The 17,367-nt window shown below is 65.6% G+C and carries 16 protein-coding genes; 6 read left to right on the plus strand and 10 right to left on the minus strand.

Annotated features, from left to right (window positions below; translation table 11 throughout):
• Positions 1–16 precede the first annotated feature (16 nt).
• The 6 genes from CUJ89_RS27505 to CUJ89_RS27530 form a co-directional block, all read right to left on the minus strand.
• A complete protein-coding gene (locus CUJ89_RS27505; protein WP_114180475.1) occupies positions 17–289 on the minus strand; it encodes a succinate dehydrogenase assembly factor 2 in 273 nt (90 codons plus the stop codon).
• A gap of 12 nt (positions 290–301) precedes the next feature.
• Positions 302–1,003, minus strand: coding sequence for a succinate dehydrogenase iron-sulfur subunit (locus tag CUJ89_RS27510; RefSeq protein ID WP_114180476.1), 702 nt, complete (start codon positions 1,001–1,003; stop codon positions 302–304).
• 21 nt (positions 1,004–1,024) lie between these two features.
• Positions 1,025–2,800, minus strand: a complete 1,776-nt coding sequence (gene sdhA / locus CUJ89_RS27515; protein ID WP_114180477.1) for a succinate dehydrogenase flavoprotein subunit — start codon at positions 2,798–2,800, stop codon at positions 1,025–1,027.
• Positions 2,801–2,803: 3 nt separating this feature from the next.
• Positions 2,804–3,172 carry a succinate dehydrogenase, hydrophobic membrane anchor protein gene (gene sdhD, locus CUJ89_RS27520; RefSeq protein ID WP_034180015.1) on the minus strand — a complete coding sequence of 123 codons (369 nt, stop codon included), beginning with the start codon at positions 3,170–3,172 and terminating at the stop codon, positions 2,804–2,806.
• A 4-nt stretch (positions 3,173–3,176) separates the two neighbouring features.
• A complete protein-coding gene (sdhC, locus tag CUJ89_RS27525; protein ID WP_114180478.1) occupies positions 3,177–3,593 on the minus strand; it encodes a succinate dehydrogenase, cytochrome b556 subunit in 417 nt (138 codons plus the stop codon).
• 170 nt (positions 3,594–3,763) lie between these two features.
• Entirely contained in the window at positions 3,764–4,588 is an 825-nt protein-coding gene (locus CUJ89_RS27530; RefSeq protein ID WP_114180479.1) for a GntR family transcriptional regulator, read from the minus strand.
• A 288-nt stretch (positions 4,589–4,876) separates the two neighbouring features.
• On the opposite strand from CUJ89_RS27530, the gene CUJ89_RS27535 reads away from it, so the two are divergent.
• The 5 genes from CUJ89_RS27535 (at position 4,877) to acnA (ending at position 12,039) form a co-directional block, all read left to right on the plus strand.
• A complete protein-coding gene (locus CUJ89_RS27535) occupies positions 4,877–5,863 on the plus strand; it encodes a malate dehydrogenase (RefSeq protein ID WP_048250518.1) in 987 nt (328 codons plus the stop codon).
• Between the two features lie 184 nt (positions 5,864–6,047).
• Positions 6,048–7,052 carry an HpcH/HpaI aldolase/citrate lyase family protein gene (locus tag CUJ89_RS27540; RefSeq protein ID WP_114180480.1) on the plus strand — a complete coding sequence of 335 codons (1,005 nt, stop codon included), beginning with the start codon at positions 6,048–6,050 and terminating at the stop codon, positions 7,050–7,052.
• Between the two features lie 233 nt (positions 7,053–7,285).
• A complete protein-coding gene (locus tag CUJ89_RS27545) occupies positions 7,286–7,795 on the plus strand; it encodes a hypothetical protein (RefSeq protein ID WP_114180481.1) in 510 nt (169 codons plus the stop codon).
• A 22-nt stretch (positions 7,796–7,817) separates the two neighbouring features.
• Positions 7,818–9,269 (plus strand): bifunctional 2-methylcitrate dehydratase/aconitate hydratase, encoded by a 1,452-nt coding sequence (locus CUJ89_RS27550; protein ID WP_114180482.1) that lies wholly within the window; start codon positions 7,818–7,820, stop codon positions 9,267–9,269.
• A 52-nt stretch (positions 9,270–9,321) separates the two neighbouring features.
• Complete coding sequence (acnA, locus tag CUJ89_RS27555) at positions 9,322–12,039, plus strand: aconitate hydratase AcnA (protein ID WP_114180483.1); 2,718 nt, start codon at positions 9,322–9,324, stop codon at positions 12,037–12,039.
• A gap of 103 nt (positions 12,040–12,142) precedes the next feature.
• On the opposite strand, the gene CUJ89_RS27560 is transcribed toward acnA, so the two are convergent.
• From CUJ89_RS27560 to CUJ89_RS27570, 3 genes are read right to left on the minus strand one after another with little or no spacing between them, the layout of a single operon-like run.
• Complete coding sequence (locus tag CUJ89_RS27560; RefSeq protein WP_027782597.1) at positions 12,143–12,574, minus strand: DUF1801 domain-containing protein; 432 nt, start codon at positions 12,572–12,574, stop codon at positions 12,143–12,145.
• The gene (locus CUJ89_RS27565) at positions 12,571–13,002 is read right to left on the minus strand and encodes an SRPBCC family protein (protein ID WP_114180484.1); all 432 of its coding nucleotides are present in this window, start codon (positions 13,000–13,002) and stop codon (positions 12,571–12,573) included. Before CUJ89_RS27565 ends, CUJ89_RS27560 begins: the two co-directional genes overlap by 4 nt.
• Complete coding sequence (locus tag CUJ89_RS27570; RefSeq protein ID WP_041493622.1) at positions 13,002–13,325, minus strand: ArsR/SmtB family transcription factor; 324 nt, start codon at positions 13,323–13,325, stop codon at positions 13,002–13,004. The genes CUJ89_RS27565 and CUJ89_RS27570 overlap by 1 nt, the downstream gene beginning before the upstream one ends.
• Before the next feature lie 645 nt (positions 13,326–13,970).
• On the opposite strand from CUJ89_RS27570, the gene CUJ89_RS27580 reads away from it, so the two are divergent.
• Positions 13,971–15,710, plus strand: a complete 1,740-nt coding sequence (locus CUJ89_RS27580; protein ID WP_114180486.1) for a protease pro-enzyme activation domain-containing protein — start codon at positions 13,971–13,973, stop codon at positions 15,708–15,710.
• 110 nt (positions 15,711–15,820) lie between these two features.
• Here the strand turns inward: CUJ89_RS27580 and CUJ89_RS27585 are convergent, their stop codons facing one another.
• Complete coding sequence (locus tag CUJ89_RS27585) at positions 15,821–17,239, minus strand: MFS transporter (protein ID WP_114181594.1); 1,419 nt, start codon at positions 17,237–17,239, stop codon at positions 15,821–15,823.
• Between the last annotated feature and the right edge of the window lie 128 nt (positions 17,240–17,367).

The following is a 17,367-nucleotide window of genomic DNA, read 5'->3' on the forward strand; positions in this document are numbered from 1 at the left end:
TAACGGGCGTAACGCGTTACACGTTGCGCAGCATCTCCAACAGCCGGTGAATATCCGGGCTGTCTAGGTCGCCCTCTGGTTCCTTGCGCGCTAGGAGCAAGTCCATCAGGTCGTTGTCGCTCAGATCGAGCAGGCGCGACAACGCGCCTACGTCTGCATCGGTGAGGTCATGCTCGTATCTGCCGAAGAAACGCTCGAAGACGAGATCGTTCTCCAGCAGACCCCGCCGCGCGCGCCAGCGAAGGCGCGCGCGGCGGTGCGGGTCGGATTGATGCGAATCGTCGCTCATTGCAACCCGGCCTTAAACCGCGCGGCGAACCATCAGTTCCTTGATCTTGCCGATCGCCTTCGTCGGGTTCAGGCCCTTCGGGCAAACGTCGACGCAGTTCATGATCGTGTGGCAACGGAACAGACGGTACGGGTCTTCCAGGTTGTCGAGACGCTCGCCGGTGGCCGTGTCGCGGCTGTCCGCGATGAAGCGGTAAGCCTGCAGCAGGCCGGCCGGGCCGACGAACTTGTCCGGGTTCCACCAGAAGCTCGGGCACGACGTCGAGCAGCTCGCGCACAGAATGCACTCGTACACGCCGTCGAGCTCGTCGCGCTCTTCCGGCGACTGGAGGCGTTCCTTCTCCGGCGGCGGCGCGTCGTTGATCAGGTACGGCTTGATCGAGTGGTACTGGTTGAAGAAGTGCGTCATGTCGACGATCAGGTCGCGCACGACGGGCAGGCCCGGCAGCGGACGCAGCACGATCTTCTGCGGCAGGTCGTTCAGGTTCGTCAGGCACGCGAGACCGTTCTTGCCGTTGATGTTCATCGCGTCCGAACCGCACACGCCTTCGCGGCACGAACGGCGGAACGACAGCGTCTCGTCCAGCGCCTTCAACTTGATCAGTGCATCCAGCAGCATGCGCTCGTGCTTGATCTCGAGCTCGTACGTCTGCATGCGCGGCGCTGCGTCCTTGTCCGGATCGTAGCGGTAGACTTCAAAAATGCGTTTTGCCATTTCGGATTCCTTTGACTCGGCTTAGAACGTGCGCGGCTTCGGCGGCACGGATTCGACCGTCAGCGGCTTCATTTGAACCGGCTTGTAGTCGAGGCGATCGCCTTCGCTGTACCACAGCGTGTGGCGCAGCCAGTTCTCGTCGTCGCGGTGTTCGTAGTCGCTGTGGGCGTGCGCGCCACGGCTTTCCTTGCGCGCTTCCGCCGACACCATCGTCGCGCGGGCGACTTCGATCAGGTTCGCGAGCTCGAGCGCTTCGACGCGCGCGGTGTTGAACACCTTCGACTTGTCCTTCAAGTGGATGCTTTCCACGCGCGCCGCCAGATCGGCCATCTGATCGACGCCTTCCTTCAGCAGTTCCGACGTGCGGAACACGCCTGCGTGCTTCTGCATCGTCGAGCGAATGTCGTTCGCGACGTCCTGCGTGTATTCGCCCGCCGTCGACTTGTCGAGCTTGGCCAGGCGCGCCAGCGAGAATTCGCCTGCATCGGCCGGCAGCGGTTTGTGTTCCTTCTGCTTCTTCACGTGCTCGACGATGTGGTTGCCGGCCGCACGGCCGAACACCACAAGGTCCAGCAGCGAGTTCGTGCCGAGGCGGTTCGCGCCGTGCACGGACACGCACGAGCATTCGCCCACTGCGTAGAAGCCGTTGACCGGTTCCTTGTGATCGCGCGACGTGCCGACGACCTGACCGTGGATGTTGGTCGGGATGCCGCCCATCTGGTAGTGGATCGTCGGGACGACCGGGATCGGTTCCTTGATCGCATCGACGTTCGCGAACTTCAGCGCGATTTCGCGGATCGACGGCAGACGCTTCATGATCGTCTCGGCGCCGATGTGCGACAGGTCGAGCAGCACATGGTCCTTGTTCGGACCGACGCCACGGCCTTCCTTGATTTCCTGATCCATCGAACGCGACACGAAGTCACGCGGCGCCAGATCCTTCAGCGTCGGCGCATAGCGCTCCATGAAGCGCTCGCCGTTCGCGTTGCGCAGGATGCCGCCTTCGCCGCGCACGCCTTCGGTGATCAGCACGCCCGCGCCGGCCACGCCGGTCGGGTGGAACTGCCAGAACTCCATGTCCTGCAGCGCGATGCCCGAACGCGCAGCCATGCCGAGGCCGTCGCCGGTGTTGATGAACGCGTTGGTCGATGCCGCGAAGATCCGGCCTGCGCCGCCCGTCGCGAACAGCGTCGTCTTGCCTTCCATGATGTAGACGTCGCCCGTCTCCATCTCGAGGGCCGTCACGCCGAGCACGTCGCCATCGGCGTCGCGGATCAGGTCGAGCGCCATCCATTCGACGAAGAACTGCGTCTTCGCCTCGACGTTCTGCTGGTACAGCGTGTGCAGCAGCGCGTGACCGGTACGGTCGGCAGCCGCGCATGCGCGCTGGACCGGCTTCTCGCCGTAGTTCGCGGTATGGCCGCCGAACGGGCGCTGGTAGATCGTGCCGTCCGCGTTGCGGTCGAACGGCATGCCCATGTGTTCGAGTTCGTACACGACGTTCGGCGCTTCACGGCACATGAATTCGATCGCGTCCTGGTCGCCGAGCCAGTCGGAGCCCTTGATCGTGTCGTAGAAGTGGAAGTGCCAGTTGTCTTCGCTCATGTTGCCGAGCGACGCGCCGATGCCGCCCTGCGCGGCCACCGTGTGCGAACGGGTCGGGAACACCTTCGACAGCACGCCGACCGACAGGCCCGCGCGCGACAGTTGCAGCGCCGCGCGCAAGCCGGAGCCGCCCGCGCCGACGATCACTACGTCAAACTTGCGGCGCGGGAGGGAAGTTTTGATTGCAGCCATTCTTTAAACTCTCCAGAGAATCTGCGCGGCGTAGCCCGCACATGCGAGCAGCCAGACGATGGTCAGCGATTGCAGCAGCAGGCGCACACCGACGGGCTTCACGTAGTCCATCCAGATGTCGCGCACGCCGACCCATGCGTGGTAGAAGAGGGAAAGCAGCATCACGAAGGTCGCGAGCTTCATCCATTGCGCGGAGAAGATCGACGCCCAGCCTTCGTACGAGAAGTCGTGCGCGCCGAAGAACAGGACGAGCAGAATGACCGTGTAGACTGCCATGATCGTGGCGGTGATACGCTGCGCAAGCCAGTCGCGCAGGCCGTAGTGTGCGCCGACGACGAGGCGCTTCGAGCCGATTCGGTTGTTGGCTGCCATTTTCTTAGAATGCTCCGAACAGTTTGAGTGCCATGGCGATCGTCAGCGCGATCGAGACGACAAAGACGACGACTGCCGTCCGCTTGCCGCCTTCCTTCGTGACGGCGTCGTGGTTGACGTCCATCAGCAGGTGGCGAATGCCGGCGCAGAAATGGTGGAAGAACGCCCAGGACAACGCGAGGACGATCAGCTTGACGACGATGTTGGAGAGGAAAACCTTGAAGACTTCGAAGCTGAGCTCGGAGGTGAGACTCTGGTCGAAGAGGAACAGCAGGAACGGCAGGAACAGGAACAGCAGCGCGCCGCTGACTCGATGGAGAATCGACAATATCGCCGCCAGCGGCATGCGATATTTCATCGTGATATCGCCGAATCCGATGTTCCGGTATTCCGGTCTCGGCTTTCTTACTGCGTCAGTCATGCTAGACCCCTACTATGTTGTCACACTAATCCGCGATTTTAGCGCCTTTTTATATCGCGCTGCAGCGAAAGTCTGCTCTGGATAGTTGCGCGAACTAGAACAAAGGCGGCCCGAAACGTGCTTCGCGAGCGTGGGAAACGCGAAGGCACGCGGCCTGAGCCGAACCATCGTCAACTCAAGTCATTCTGATAGTAGTACCCGGTTGTGACATACCAGCCGCGCCGCACTTCCACCGGCCGGTCGCCGTATGTATAGGACACGCGCTCGACCGACAGCAGCGGAAAACCCGCCGGCACGTGCAGCAGGTCGGCGACCGCCGGCTCCGCCGCCACCGCGCGGATCTTCTCCGTCGCGCGGATCATCCGCGTGCCGAACTCCGTCTCGAACATGGCGTAGAGCGGCCCCTTGTACTCGCTCAACCGCTCGAACGTGAGCCCCCGGAACATCGCGCCCGGCAGCCAGATCTCGTCGAGCACCGTCGCTTCTTTCTCGAACTCCAGCAGGCGGCGCACCTGCACGACGGGATCGGCCGGCTTCAGGTCGAGCTGCCGCGCGATCTCGGCCGGCGCGCGCAGGCGCCGGCATTCGAGCAGGCGACTCACGTGCGGGTGCTCGGCACCGTCGTCGGCCAGGAGGCGCAGAAAGCGAAACTGCGCGCGATCCTCATTGTGCGTTGCAACAAAAGTGCCCTTGCCCTGCCGCCGAACCACGAGGTTTTCGGCGGCCAGCTCGTCGATCGCCTTGCGAACGGTGCCCTGGCTGACCTTGTAGCGGGCCGCGAGCTCCACTTCGCTGGGGATGATCTCGCCCGGTTTCCATTCGCCGGTTTCGAGACTTTGCGTGATTAATGACTTAATCTGCTGGTACAACGGGCTGAACGTCGGCGACGGCAATGCCGCAGGCGAAGGTGCGGGATCGCCCGCACCCGGCTGCCCTGGGCCGCCTGCGCCGGTCTGATTCGCGGTATTCGCCTGGTTCGATGTCATGGCGCGCATTTCATCACAAACCGCACTTTTTCGTCCACTCAATTTCCGCAAAACATCTGTCTTATATAAGACATATGATACCGTTGACATTGGGCTTCACGGCTCCTACACTCCCGGTCGAGCAAGGGTTCGCGGGTGCAAAGAGCGCGTCCCCGGCTACGTGCCACGGCCGTCTCCAGGTTCACCGCGTCTGCCATCGCGAGTCCTCCGCCCTGCTTCAATGCAACGCTACGCACAACGCGCATAGAATGGCGTTTTCGCTAGCGTCCAACGCTTCACCCGTCCTGGAGATTTTCAATGGCTAAGCCCGCAAAGCGCGTTGCCGTCACCGGCGCCGCAGGTCAAATCGCTTACTCCCTGCTGTTCCGCATCGCGAACGGCGACCTGCTCGGCAAGGACCAGCCGGTCATCCTGCAACTGCTCGACCTCCCGCAAGCCCAAGCCGCCGTCAAAGGCGTCGTGATGGAACTCGACGATTGCGCGTTCCCGCTGCTCGCGGGCGTCGTGATCACCGACGATCCGAAGGTTGCATTCAAGGACGCCGACGTCGCGCTGCTGGTCGGTGCACGTCCGCGCTCGAAGGGCATGGAGCGCAAGGACCTGCTGTCGGCGAACGCCGAGATCTTCACGGTTCAGGGCGCTGCGCTGAACGAAGTCGCGAGCCGCGACGTGAAGGTGCTGGTCGTCGGCAACCCGGCGAACACGAACGCGTACATCGCGATGAAGTCGGCGCCGGATCTGCCGAAGAAGAACTTCACGGCCATGCTGCGCCTCGACCACAACCGCGCGCTGTCGCAGCTCGCAGCCAAGTCGGGCAAGCCGGTCGCATCGATCGAGAAGCTCGCCGTGTGGGGCAACCACTCGCCGACGATGTACCCCGACTTCCGCTTCGCGACCGCCGAAGGCGAATCGATGCTGAAGCTGATCAACGACGACGTGTGGAACCGCGACACGTTCATCCCGACCGTCGGCAAGCGCGGCGCGGCGATCATCGAAGCGCGCGGCCTGTCGTCGGCAGCGTCGGCAGCCAACGCGGCGATCGACCACGTCCGTGACTGGGTGCTCGGTACGAACGGCAAGTGGGTCACGATGGGCATCCCGTCGGACGGCTCGTACGGCATCCCCGAAGACATCATCTACGGCGTGCCGGTCGTTTGCGAAAACGGCGAGTACAAGCGCATCGAAGGCCTGGAAATCGACGCGTTCTCGCGCGAGAAGATGGACGGTACGCTGGCCGAGCTGCTCGAAGAGCGCGATGGCGTCGCCCACCTGCTGAAGAACTAAGCATCAGACGTCTTTGCCGGGCGGCCCTCGGGCCGCCCGGTTTGGCACCGGCCGGCATGCCGCCGGCCCTGCCGACCGATCCGATCCGTGCACGTTTTGCCGCCCCGCGCTCGCCGCGCACCGGCCCAGAACGCGCCCGAATCCGATTTTCTCCACGTTGACCCGCTTCCCTGACGTCGAAGAGATGGCCTCGCTCACTCCTGCACAAGTGCTGTACGACGGGGCGCCCCCGCCCGCGATCCTGCCATGCTGCGATCACTACGCGGGCAGCGAAAAGCTGATGCGCAAGTCGCTCGCGCTGCAAGCCGAAACGGGCCCCGTGTTCGACATCACGCTCGACTGCGAGGACGGCGCGGCCGTCGGCCAGGAAGCCGCGCATGCGGCACTCGTCGCCGAACTGCTCGGCAGCGCCGAGAACCGCTTCGGCCGCGTCGGCGTACGCATCCACGACTTTTCCCACCCGCACTGGCGCGACGACGTGCGCATCGTGCTGAGCGCCGCGCGCGCGCCCGCCTACATCACGCTCCCGAAAATCGCGAACGCCGCCGACGCGGCCGAAATGACCGCGTTCATCGAGGGCGCGCGCCGCGAGCTCGGCATCGTGCAGCCGATCCCGGTCGACGTGCTGGTCGAGACGCACGGCGCGCTCGCGCAGGCTGCCGCCCTCGCCGCGCTGCGGACGGTCGGCACGCTGAGCTTCGGGCTGATGGACTTCGTCTCCGCGCACCACGGCGCGATTCCCGATTCCGCGATGCGCTCGCCCGGCCAGTTCGAACACCCGCTCGTGCGCCGCGCGAAGCTGGAAATCGCCGCGGCCTGCCACGCGCACGGCAAGACGCCGTCGCACAACGTGACGACCGAGGTGCGCGACATGAGCGTCGTCGCCGGCGATGCGCGCCGCGCGCGCGACGAATTCGCGTTCACGCGGATGTGGAGCATCCACCCCGCGCAGATCCGCCCGATCGTCGACGCATTCGCGCCCCGCACCGACGAGGTCGCGCTGGCCGCCGAGATCCTGCTGGCCGCGCAGGCCGCCAACTGGGGCCCGACGCGCCACGGTGATACGCTGCACGATCGCGCAAGTTATCGTTATTACTGGTCGGTGCTGCGCCGCGCGCGGGCCACCGGCCAGCCCGTACCGGCCGAGGCCGCACCGCTGTTCGGCCCGGCCGCCGGCGACACGCCGTGAGCGCGCGCCGCCAGCCGATACGCGCGGTTTCATGCATTCGCAAGCGCGCGAACCAGACAGAGGTTTGCGAAACGACAAAAAACGTAACGGAGCCCGAAAACCTGATATATGCGCGGCCAAATAGGTGAAAATAGCGGCCGCTGCGCGCTTTCGGGGCGCGTGCAGTTTCAAACCGGCCGGCAGTTTCTCGATTTCCGGCCCTTGTCAACTGATTATCGAAAGGTTCTGACTCCATGAAGAAACTCCTGATCGCTACCGCCATCGGCGCGTTGTCCGCCACGATGCTGGTGTCGGCTCCGAGCGCGTTTGCCCAGGGCACGACCACCACGACCGCGAAGAAGGCCAAGCGCCCGGCGCCGGCCAAGCGCATCATTCCGCGCAGCAAGAAGGCCCAGGCGCGTGCCGCAGCCAAGGTCGATACGGTGCCGGACGGCGCGGTCAAGTGGACCTGCAAGGATGGCCTGTCGTTCGACCTCGCCGGCGACATGAAGCGCGACCAGGTCGTCACGGTTCACTGGGCGAAGAAGAACTACAAGCTGCCGCGTCAGGCCACGACGACGGGCGCCGACACGTTCTACGATCCGGCAGCAGGCTTCAAGCTGATCGTGATCCCGTCGAAGGCAATGCTGTTCTCCGACGCGAACGGCGGCGAACGCCTCGCGGACGAGTGCGTGACGCCGGAAATGACGCAAGGCACGCCGGCGCCGACGCAATCGAACGAGCTGAAGCCGGCAACGAACTAAGCGCGCTCCCCTCGGCCCCTCGATGTCCGCCCCGGTCTCCAACGTCCGCCCTGCTCCGGATACGGTACTCGTCGATATCGTCGACTACGTGCTGAACACCGGCATCGACAGCGCGCTCGCGCTGGAGACGGCGCGTCATTGCCTGATCGACACGCTCGGATGCGGACTCGAGGCGCTGTCCTACCCTGCCTGCACCAAGCTGCTCGGCCCCGTCGTGCCCGGCACGATCGTGCCGAACGGCGCGAAGGTGCCCGGCACGTCCTTCCAGCTCGATCCCGTCCAGGCCGCATTCGGCATCGGCGCGATGATCCGCTGGCTGGACTTCAACGACACCTGGCTCGCCGCCGAATGGGGTCATCCGTCCGACAATCTCGGCGGAATCCTGGCGACGGCCGACTGGCTCTCCCGCACGGCCGTCGCGGCCGGCCGGAAGCCGCTTTCGATGCGCGACGTGCTGGTCGCGATGATCCAGGCCCACGAGATCCAGGGCTGCCTCGCGCTCGAGAATTCCTTCAACGCGGTCGGGCTCGACCACGTGCTGCTCGTGAAGGTCGCGTCGACGGCCGTCGTCGGCCGGCTGCTCGGGCTCACACGCGACGAGCTGATCAATGCGGTGTCCAACGCGTTCGTCGACGGCCACGCGCTGCGCACCTACCGCCACGCGCCGAACACGGGCTCGCGCAAATCATGGGCGGCCGGCGACGCCACCTCCCGCGCGGTGCGCCTCGCGCTGATCGCGAAAACGGGCGAAATGGGCTACCCGTCGGCGCTCACCGCGAAGACCTGGGGCTTCTACGACGTGCTGTTCAACGGGCAGCCGTTCCGCTTCCAGCGCCCGTACGGCACGTACGTGATGGAAAACGTGCTGTTCAAGATCGCGTTCCCCGCCGAATTCCATGCACAAACGGCCGCCGAGGCCGCGCTGCAGCTGCACGCACAACTCGCCGCGGCGGGCCGCTCGACCGACGAGATCAGCCGGATCACGATCCGCACGCACGCGGCCGCGATCCGCATCATCGACAAGCAGGGCCCGCTCGCCAATCCGGCCGACCGCGACCACTGCATCCAGTACATGGTCGCCGTGCCGCTGCTGTTCGGCCGGCTGACCGCGGCCGATTACGAAGATTCGGCCGCAGCGGACCCACGCATCGACGCACTGCGCGCGAAAACCGTGTGCGTCGAGGATCCGCAGTTCACGAAGGATTACCACGATCCGGACCAGCGCTCGATCGCGAATGCGCTGACGATCGAGTTCACGGACGGATCGAAGCTTGCCGAAGTGGCGGTCGAGTATCCGCTCGGCCATCAGCGACGCCGCGCCGACGGCATCCCGCTCCTGGTCGAGAAGTTCAGGACCAACCTCGCCCGCCGTTTCCCGGCCAAGCAGCAACAAGCGATTCTCGACGTGTCGCTGGATCAGGCAAAGCTCGAAGCGATGCCGGTCAATGAGTACGTCGACTTGTATGTGATATAGCCGTCATCTACAGGACTCTTTGTTTCCTAGCCTTAAACCCAGGAAAATCACCATGGCCCACAATCTCCACAAGACCCTCAAGGAATTCGACAGCGGTTCCGGCAAAGGCAAGTTCTACTCGCTGCCGCATCTCGGCAAGGAGCTGAAGACGAAGATCGAACGCCTGCCGGTGTCGATCCGTATCGTGCTCGAGTCCGTGCTGCGCAACTACGACGGCAAGAAAATCACCGAAGAGCACATCGAGCAGCTTGCGAACTGGAAGCCGACCGCGAAGCGCGTCGACGAGATTCCGTTCGTGGTGTCGCGCGTCGTGCTGCAGGACTTCACGGGCGTGCCGCTGCTCGCCGACATCGCGGCCATGCGCGGCGTCGCCGAGCGCACGGGCAAGAACCCGAAGAAGATCGAACCGCTGGTCCCGGTCGATCTCGTCGTCGACCACTCGGTCCAGATCGACTACTTCCGCCAGAAGGACGCGCTCGACCTGAACATGAAACTGGAATTCCAGCGCAACAACGAGCGCTACCAGTTCATGAAGTGGGGCATGCAGGCATTCGACACGTTCAAGGTCGTGCCGCCGGGCGTCGGCATCGTCCACCAGGTGAACCTCGAGTACCTCGCGCGCGGCGTCCACAAGAAGAAGGACGCAGACGGCACGGTCTACTATCCGGACACCCTCGTCGGCACGGACAGCCACACGACGATGATCAACGGCATCGGCGTGGTCGGCTGGGGCGTGGGCGGCATCGAAGCCGAAGCCGGCATGCTCGGCCAGCCGGTGTACTTCCTGACGCCGGACGTCGTCGGCGTCGAGCTGAAGGGCAAGTTGCGCGAAGGCGTGACGGCCACCGACCTGGTGCTGACGATCACCGAAATGCTGCGCAAGGAGAAGGTCGTCGGCAAGTTCGTCGAGTTCTTCGGCGCAGGCACGAAGTCGCTGTCGCTGCCGGACCGCGCAACGATCGGCAACATGGCGCCGGAATACGGCGCAACGATGGGCTTCTTCCCGGTCGACGAAAAGACGATCGACTACTTCGAAGGCACCGGCCGCACGAAGGCGGAAATCGCCGCGTTCGAAAACTACTTCAAGGCGCAGAAGCTGTTCGGCATTCCGAAGGCCGGCGACATCGACTACACGAAGACGGTGACGCTGGATCTCGCGACGGTCGCACCGTCGCTGGCCGGCCCGAAGCGCCCGCAGGACCGCATCGAGATCGGCAACGTCAAGTCGACGTTCACCGACCTGTTCTCGAAGCCGGTCGCGGACAACGGCTTCGCGAAGAAGGCGGACGACCTGAACGCGCAGTACACGACGAGCAACGGCGTCGACGTGAAGAACGGCGACATCCTGATCGCCGCGATCACGTCGTGCACGAACACGTCGAACCCGAGCGTGCTGCTGGCTGCCGGCCTGCTCGCGAAGAAGGCCGTCGAAGCCGGCCTGACCGTCGCACCGCACATCAAGACGTCGCTCGCGCCGGGATCGCGCATCGTCACCGAATACCTGACGAAGACGGGCCTGCTGCCGTACCTGTCGAAGCTCGGCTTCGAAGTCGCGGCCTACGGCTGCACGACCTGTATCGGCAACGCGGGCGACCTGACGCCGGAACTGAACGAAGCGATCACGACGAACGACATCGTCGCGGCCGCCGTGCTGTCGGGCAACCGTAACTTCGAAGCACGCATCCACCCGAACATCCGCGCGAACTTCCTCGCGTCGCCGCCGCTCGTCGTCGCATACGCGATCGCCGGCACCATCACGCGCGACCTGATGACCGAGCCGGTCGGCCAGGGCAAGGGCGGCAAGGACATCTACCTCGGCGACATCTGGCCGACGAGCGATGAAATCCACGCGCTGCTCAAGTTCGCGCTCGATCCGAAGAAGTTCGAGGACAACTACGCGAAGCTGACCAAGAAGGGCGACCTCTGGAGCAAGATCGAGGGCGAATCGGGCCAGGTCTACGACTGGCCGAAGTCGACGTACATCGCCGAGCCGCCGTTCTTCGGCAACGACTTCTCGATGGAACCGGCCGCTTCGATCCCGACGGTCAAGGGCGCGCGCGCACTGGGCATCTTCGGTGACTCGGTCACGACCGACCACATCAGCCCGGCAGGCTCGATCAAGGAAGACTCGCCGGCAGGCAAGTGGCTGAAGGAAAACGGCGTGCAGAAGGCCGACTTCAACAGCTACGGTTCGCGCCGCGGTAACCACGACGTGATGATGCGCGGCACGTTCGCGAACGTCCGGATCAAGAACCTGATGATCCCGGCGAAGGCAGACGGCACGCGCGTCGAAGGCGGCCTGACGATCCACCAGCCGAGCGGCGAACAGCAGTCGATCTACGACGCAGCCATGCAGTACGTCGCCGCCGATACGCCGACCGTCGTGTTCGCGGGCGAAGAGTACGGCACGGGCTCGTCGCGCGACTGGGCCGCGAAGGGCACGCAACTGCTCGGCGTGAAGGCCGTGGTCGCACGCAGCTTCGAGCGCATCCACCGCTCGAACCTGGTCGGCATGGGCGTGCTGCCGCTGCAGTTCACGGGTGCGGACAGCATCCAGTCGCTCGGCATCACCGGCGACGAGACGTACGACATCGAAGGCCTCGGCGACGATTTCAAGCCGCAGCAGGACGTCACGCTCGTGATCAACCGCAAGAACGGCGAAACGCAGCGCGTGCAAGTGCTGCTGCGCATCGATACACCGATCGAAGTCGACTACTACAAGCACGGCGGTATCCTGCCGTTCGTGCTGCGCTCGCTGCTCGCAGCGTAAGCGCCCTGCTTTTGCAGGTGCCGCAGCCGCCTCGCGGCGGTTGCGGCCGATTTGGATGCCCGACCTCGTGTCGGGCATTTTTTCGCCCGCGCTTTATACGGCCTTACGCCGCCTTGTCCGCGCGCGCCTTCGCGCCCGCCCCTCGCGCGTTCTTCTTCAGGTGCGTGCGGTTGTATTCGATCGCCGCGCGCACGAGGTTCTTCAACGCCCGCTTGTCGAGCTTGTCGCCTTCGAACAGATCGATCGCGCGTCGCGCATTGCCGTCGAGGCCGTCGTTGAAAAGCTTGTCCGGATCGGGGAGCTGTGCGCCGTGCATGAAGGTCACTTTCACCTTGCCCTTGTGCGCGTTCGCAACCGCGATCATCCCGTCGCATGACCAGACGGGGCTGCCCATCCATTTCCATTCCTCGACGATGCCCGCTTGTGCAGCGAGGATCGTCTGGCGCACGTCGGCGAAGGTCTTGCCGCGCCAGTCGGCGATGCCTGCGATCAGCGCATCGATGCGCGCCGACGGTGTGAGGTCCGTTGCACTCATGCGCGGGCCTCCGTGCCTTCGTCGGGACGCGACAGCACCTGTTCGAGCGATTCGAAGAACCGTACCCAGCCATACTGCGCGCCGCGGTACGCCTGCTCCTGGTCGGGGCGGAAGCCGACCTGCTCCATGCGCAGGTGCGTGCCGGCCGGCGTCGGCGTGAGCGTCCACGTCACGATGCTTTCGAGCCCGTGCGCCGCCCACGTATAGGACAGCGCGCGGTGCGGCTCGATCGTGAGGATCGTGCAATCGACCGAGCCCCAGTCCGCGCGAAAGCTGAATGCGCGGCCCGCGACGGGCTCGAAGTCGCTCTTCATCAGCCACGCCTCGATCAGGTGCGGTTGCGTGAGCGCGCGCCAGATCTTTTCCGGCGGATGAGGCAGCTCCCGTTCGACGACGACGGAGCGCGTTTCGGCAGTGGCTTGATTCATTATTGATCCATCCTTTTGAGCAGATCTTCGAGGGCGTCGAACCGGTTCTGCCAGAAGCCGGCCATCTGGCTTGTCCAGTCGATCAACGGGGCCAGCGCTTGCGGCTGTGCGCTGTAGTGCGTCTGCCGGCCTTCGTGGCGGTCGCTCACGAGCCCGGCCTGCTTCAGGACGCCGAGATGCTTCGAAACGGCCGGCTGCGAGACGCCCGCATGGGCCGTCAGCGCGGCAACCGTCAGCTCGCCGTCCGCGCACAGTCGCTCGAAGAGCGCGCGGCGCGTCGGATCGGCAAGTGTCCTGAAAAGCATGTCGTGAGCGTTCTGCATATCCAAATCCATAACCCGATGGTTATGGATTGAAGGATATCCGCTGATCGGCGAGAGTCAAGGGGGGAATTTCGCGAACGACGTCGTTCGATCTTGCGCGGGCATCGCGTCCGCCGCACCGGCTCGTGCCCGCCTTCGAATTCGAGCGCTTCCTCTAATCGGCAATCGCGCCATCCGATCCGAAAGCCGCCTGCAAGACTGCGCGGCGCGCTGTTCCACAGTTCGGGAAAGGTTTGCGCTCGGCCGACCCTTTTGTTGTGCACGCGTGCATCCGTTCCTGCCGTGTCGCTTCGTTTGACCACATAGTGCGACCCGGCATACGGCAACGTCTGATCACCTGCCATCCGGTCGCGCGTCGATCCGCTCCGCGATCGCGCACGTTCCGATGCCGCAACGAACAACTCGTGCGTGCGAACGTCGCGCATTGTCGCGCCGTCGTGCCGCGAACCGGTTCCGTTCGCCGCGGCCGCCATCGCTTGCGCGTACGACGCAACGCATGCGTGCGCAGGCGCCGATGTCAGAACTGACAGCTATGGAAACTGGCAGCTACCCGAACGGCACCGACGCCCTACGCTCGTCACCGCTCGCGGCCCCACAAGGGCCGGGGGTTCCAGTAACGTCGCCTCTCCTAAAAAAGGACTCCCGATGAAAAGGAACGCCTGGTTTGCCCGTCCCCTTCCGTCGCCCCGCCGCCTCGCGTGCGCGTGGCCGCTCGTGCTCGCCGCCGGCGCGGCGCACGCGACGACGGATTGGGTCGATACCCACACGAAGGCCTTTCTGACCGGCCCGCAGTTGATGGCGCGCAGCGCGGCGCCGTCGCTCGAACTCGCGGCCGGCGAAACGACCGACGTCGTCGTCAGCCTGAAGCTGCGCAACGCCGCGCAGCTCAAGCAACTGGCGCGCGACGTGAACCGGCCCGGCAGCGCGCATTACCGCCAGTACCTCACACCCGAGCAGTTCCTCGCCAGCTACGCGCCGACCGACGCGCAGGTGAAGTCGGTGGTCGACTATCTGCACAAGAGCGGCTTCGTGAACGTCGAGGTCGCGCCGAATCGGCTGCTGGTGTCCGCGCGCGGCACGGCCGGCACGGTCAAGACCGCATTCAACACGTCGCTCGTGCACTTCCAGTACGCGGGCCGCTCGGGCTTCGCCAACGCGTCGACCGCACAGGTGCCGCGCGCGCTCGGCGACGTCGTCGGCTCGGTGCTCGGGCTGCAGAGCGTCGCGCGCGCGCGGCCGATGCTGCGCATCGGCAACGTGGCAAAGCCGCAGGCCCTCGCGGCCGGCACGGCGACGGGCCACTATCCGAAGGAATTCCCGGGCCTCTACAACGCGACCGGCGTGCCGACCGCGGCCGGCGTGACCGTCGGCATCATCACGATCGGCGGCGTGTCGCAGACGGTGCAGGACCTGAACCAGTTCACATCGAGCAACGGTTACGGCACGGTCTCGACGCAGACCGTCAAGACCAATGGCGCCGGTACGAGCGGCAGCTACAGCGACGACCAGAGCGGCCAGGGCGAATGGGATCTCGACAGCCAGTCGATCGTCGGCTCGGCCGGCGGCCAGGTCGGCAAGCTCGTGTTCTACATGGCGGACCTCAACGCCGCCGGCAACACGGGCCTCACGCAGGCGTTCAACCGCGCGGTGTCGGACAACACCGCGAAGGTGATCAACGTGTCGCTCGGCTGGTGCGAGACCGACGCGAACGCGGACGGCACGATCGACGCCGAGGAACAGATCTTCACGACGGCCGCGGCGCAAGGCCAGACGTTCTCGGTATCGTCGGGCGACGAAGGCGTGTACGAGTGCAACAACCGCGGCTATCCGGACGGCGCGAACTACACGGTGTCGTGGCCGGCTTCGTCGCCGCACGTGCTCGCGATCGGCGGCACGACGCTCTACACCACGTCGGCGGGCGCATTCTCGAACGAGACGGTATGGAACGAAGGGCTCGACGGCAACGGCAAGCTGTGGTCGACGGGCGGCGGCGTCAGCACGATCCTGCCCGCGCCGTCGTGGCAGTCGGGCAGCAACCGCCAGTTGCCGGACGTCGCGTTCGACGCCGCGCAAAGCACGGGCGCGTACATCTACAACTACGGCCAGTTGCAGCAGATCGGCGGCACGAGCCTCGCCGCACCGATCTTCACGGGCTTCTGGGCGCGCCTGCTCGCGGCGAACGGCACGGGCCTCGGTTTCCCGGCCAGCAACCTGTATCGCGCGATTCCGTCCAACCCGTCGCTCGTGCGCTATGACGTCGTGTCGGGGAACAACGGGTATCAGGGGTATGGCTACACCGCAGGCACCGGCTGGGATTTGACGACCGGCTTCGGCAGCCTGAACATCGCGAACCTCAACCAGCTGATCAAGTCGGGCGGGTTCTGAGCGATGCGTGACGGCCGGTGCGCGGCGATGGTTGGTCGCGCGCCGGTTCGTGAGTGACTTTCCCGTGATCGTCGTAGCGTCGTCAGCGTGTGCCGCGATCGCGCACGACCCTACTCCGTCGCCCGCTCCTTCACGCGCTCCGGCATGGCCGGCGCACCGTTCCGATGCGACGGCGCAAACAGCCGCAGCCCGCTCGCGACGCTCGCGGCCCCGGCGAAGCCCGCGCCGAGCATCAGCGCGAGCGTCGGCCCGTGGCGCCCGGCGATCCCGAACGACAGCGCGACGAGCGCCGCGCCTGTCGCCTGCCCGATCAGCCGCGCGGTCGCGATGATCCCGCTCGCGCCGCCGCTGCGTTCGGGCGGCGCGCTCGACATCAGCGCCTTCAGGTTCGGCGACTGGAAGAAGCCGAAGCCCGCGCCGCACAGCATCATCCGCCAGCCGATGTCGAACACGTCCGGTGTCGCCGGCAGCGCGGCGAGCGACACCATGCCCGCGCTCAGCAACGCGAGCCCGATCGCGCCGAGCAGGCCGGGCGGGTAGCGATCCGACAGCCGCCCCGCGATCGGCGCGGCGAACGCGACGATCGCCGACCACGGCGTCATCAGGAAGCCCGTCTCGACCGCGCTGCGATGCAGGACGGTTTCGAAATAGAACGGCAGCGACACGAACGCGAGCCCCTGCGCGGCGAACGCGCACACGGCCGTCAGCGCGGACAGCGTGAACACGGGCCGGCGAAACAGGTCGACCGGCAGCATCGGCGCCGGGTGTCCGGCCTGGCGGCGAATCAGCAGCCAGCCGAACGCGAATGCCACCGCGGCGGCCGCGAACACCACGGAAAGCGGCCCGCGCTGCGCGAATTCGCCGAGCGCGAAGATCAGCGACGCGAACGTGATCACGTTGAACAGCGCGGCGACCGGATCGAACGCATGCTTGCCGCGCGCCGTCTGCGGCAGCGACGGAATCGCCACCGCGAGCGCGAACACGCCGAGCGGCACGTTCACCGCGAACAGCCACGGCCACGCGGCGACCGACAGGATCAGCGACGCGATCGTCGGCCCCACCGCGAACGACACGCCGACGACGAGCGCGTTGAAGCCGACGCCGCGCCCGAGCCGGTGTGCGGGAAACAAACCGCGGATCAGCGCGACGTTGACGCTCATGATCGCGCTCGCGCCGAAGCCCTGCACGATCCGCGCGGCCGTCAGTTGCGGCAGCGTCGACGCGAGCGAACAGCCGAGCGACGCGAGCGTGAACACCGCGAGCCCGGCGATATACACGCGCTTGTGGCCGACGATGTCGCCGAGCGATGCGAACGGCAGCAGCGTCGCGACCATCGCGAGCTGGTACGCGTTGATGATCCACACGGACGCGGCCGGCGAAGCATGCAGGTCGGTGGCGATCGCGGGCAGCGCGGTGTTCGCGATCGCGGTGTCGAGCGTCGCGAGCGCGACGGCCAGCAGCACGGCGGACATCGCGCGCCAGTTGACGGCCGGCTCACGGGCGCCGGCGGGGGAAGCGAATTCGGACAAGATGAGGCTCGGCTGACGAGCGACGCGCACGCCGCGTCGCGGATTGGACTCGCGGCGGCGTTCCGGTCGCACCGCACGGAACGCACGCCGCCGCGCCCCGTATTGTTGCAGAGCCGCATCGAACGTGC

It is taken from the genome of Burkholderia pyrrocinia (assembly GCF_003330765.1).
GTDB classification, from domain to species: domain Bacteria; phylum Pseudomonadota; class Gammaproteobacteria; order Burkholderiales; family Burkholderiaceae; genus Burkholderia; species Burkholderia pyrrocinia_B.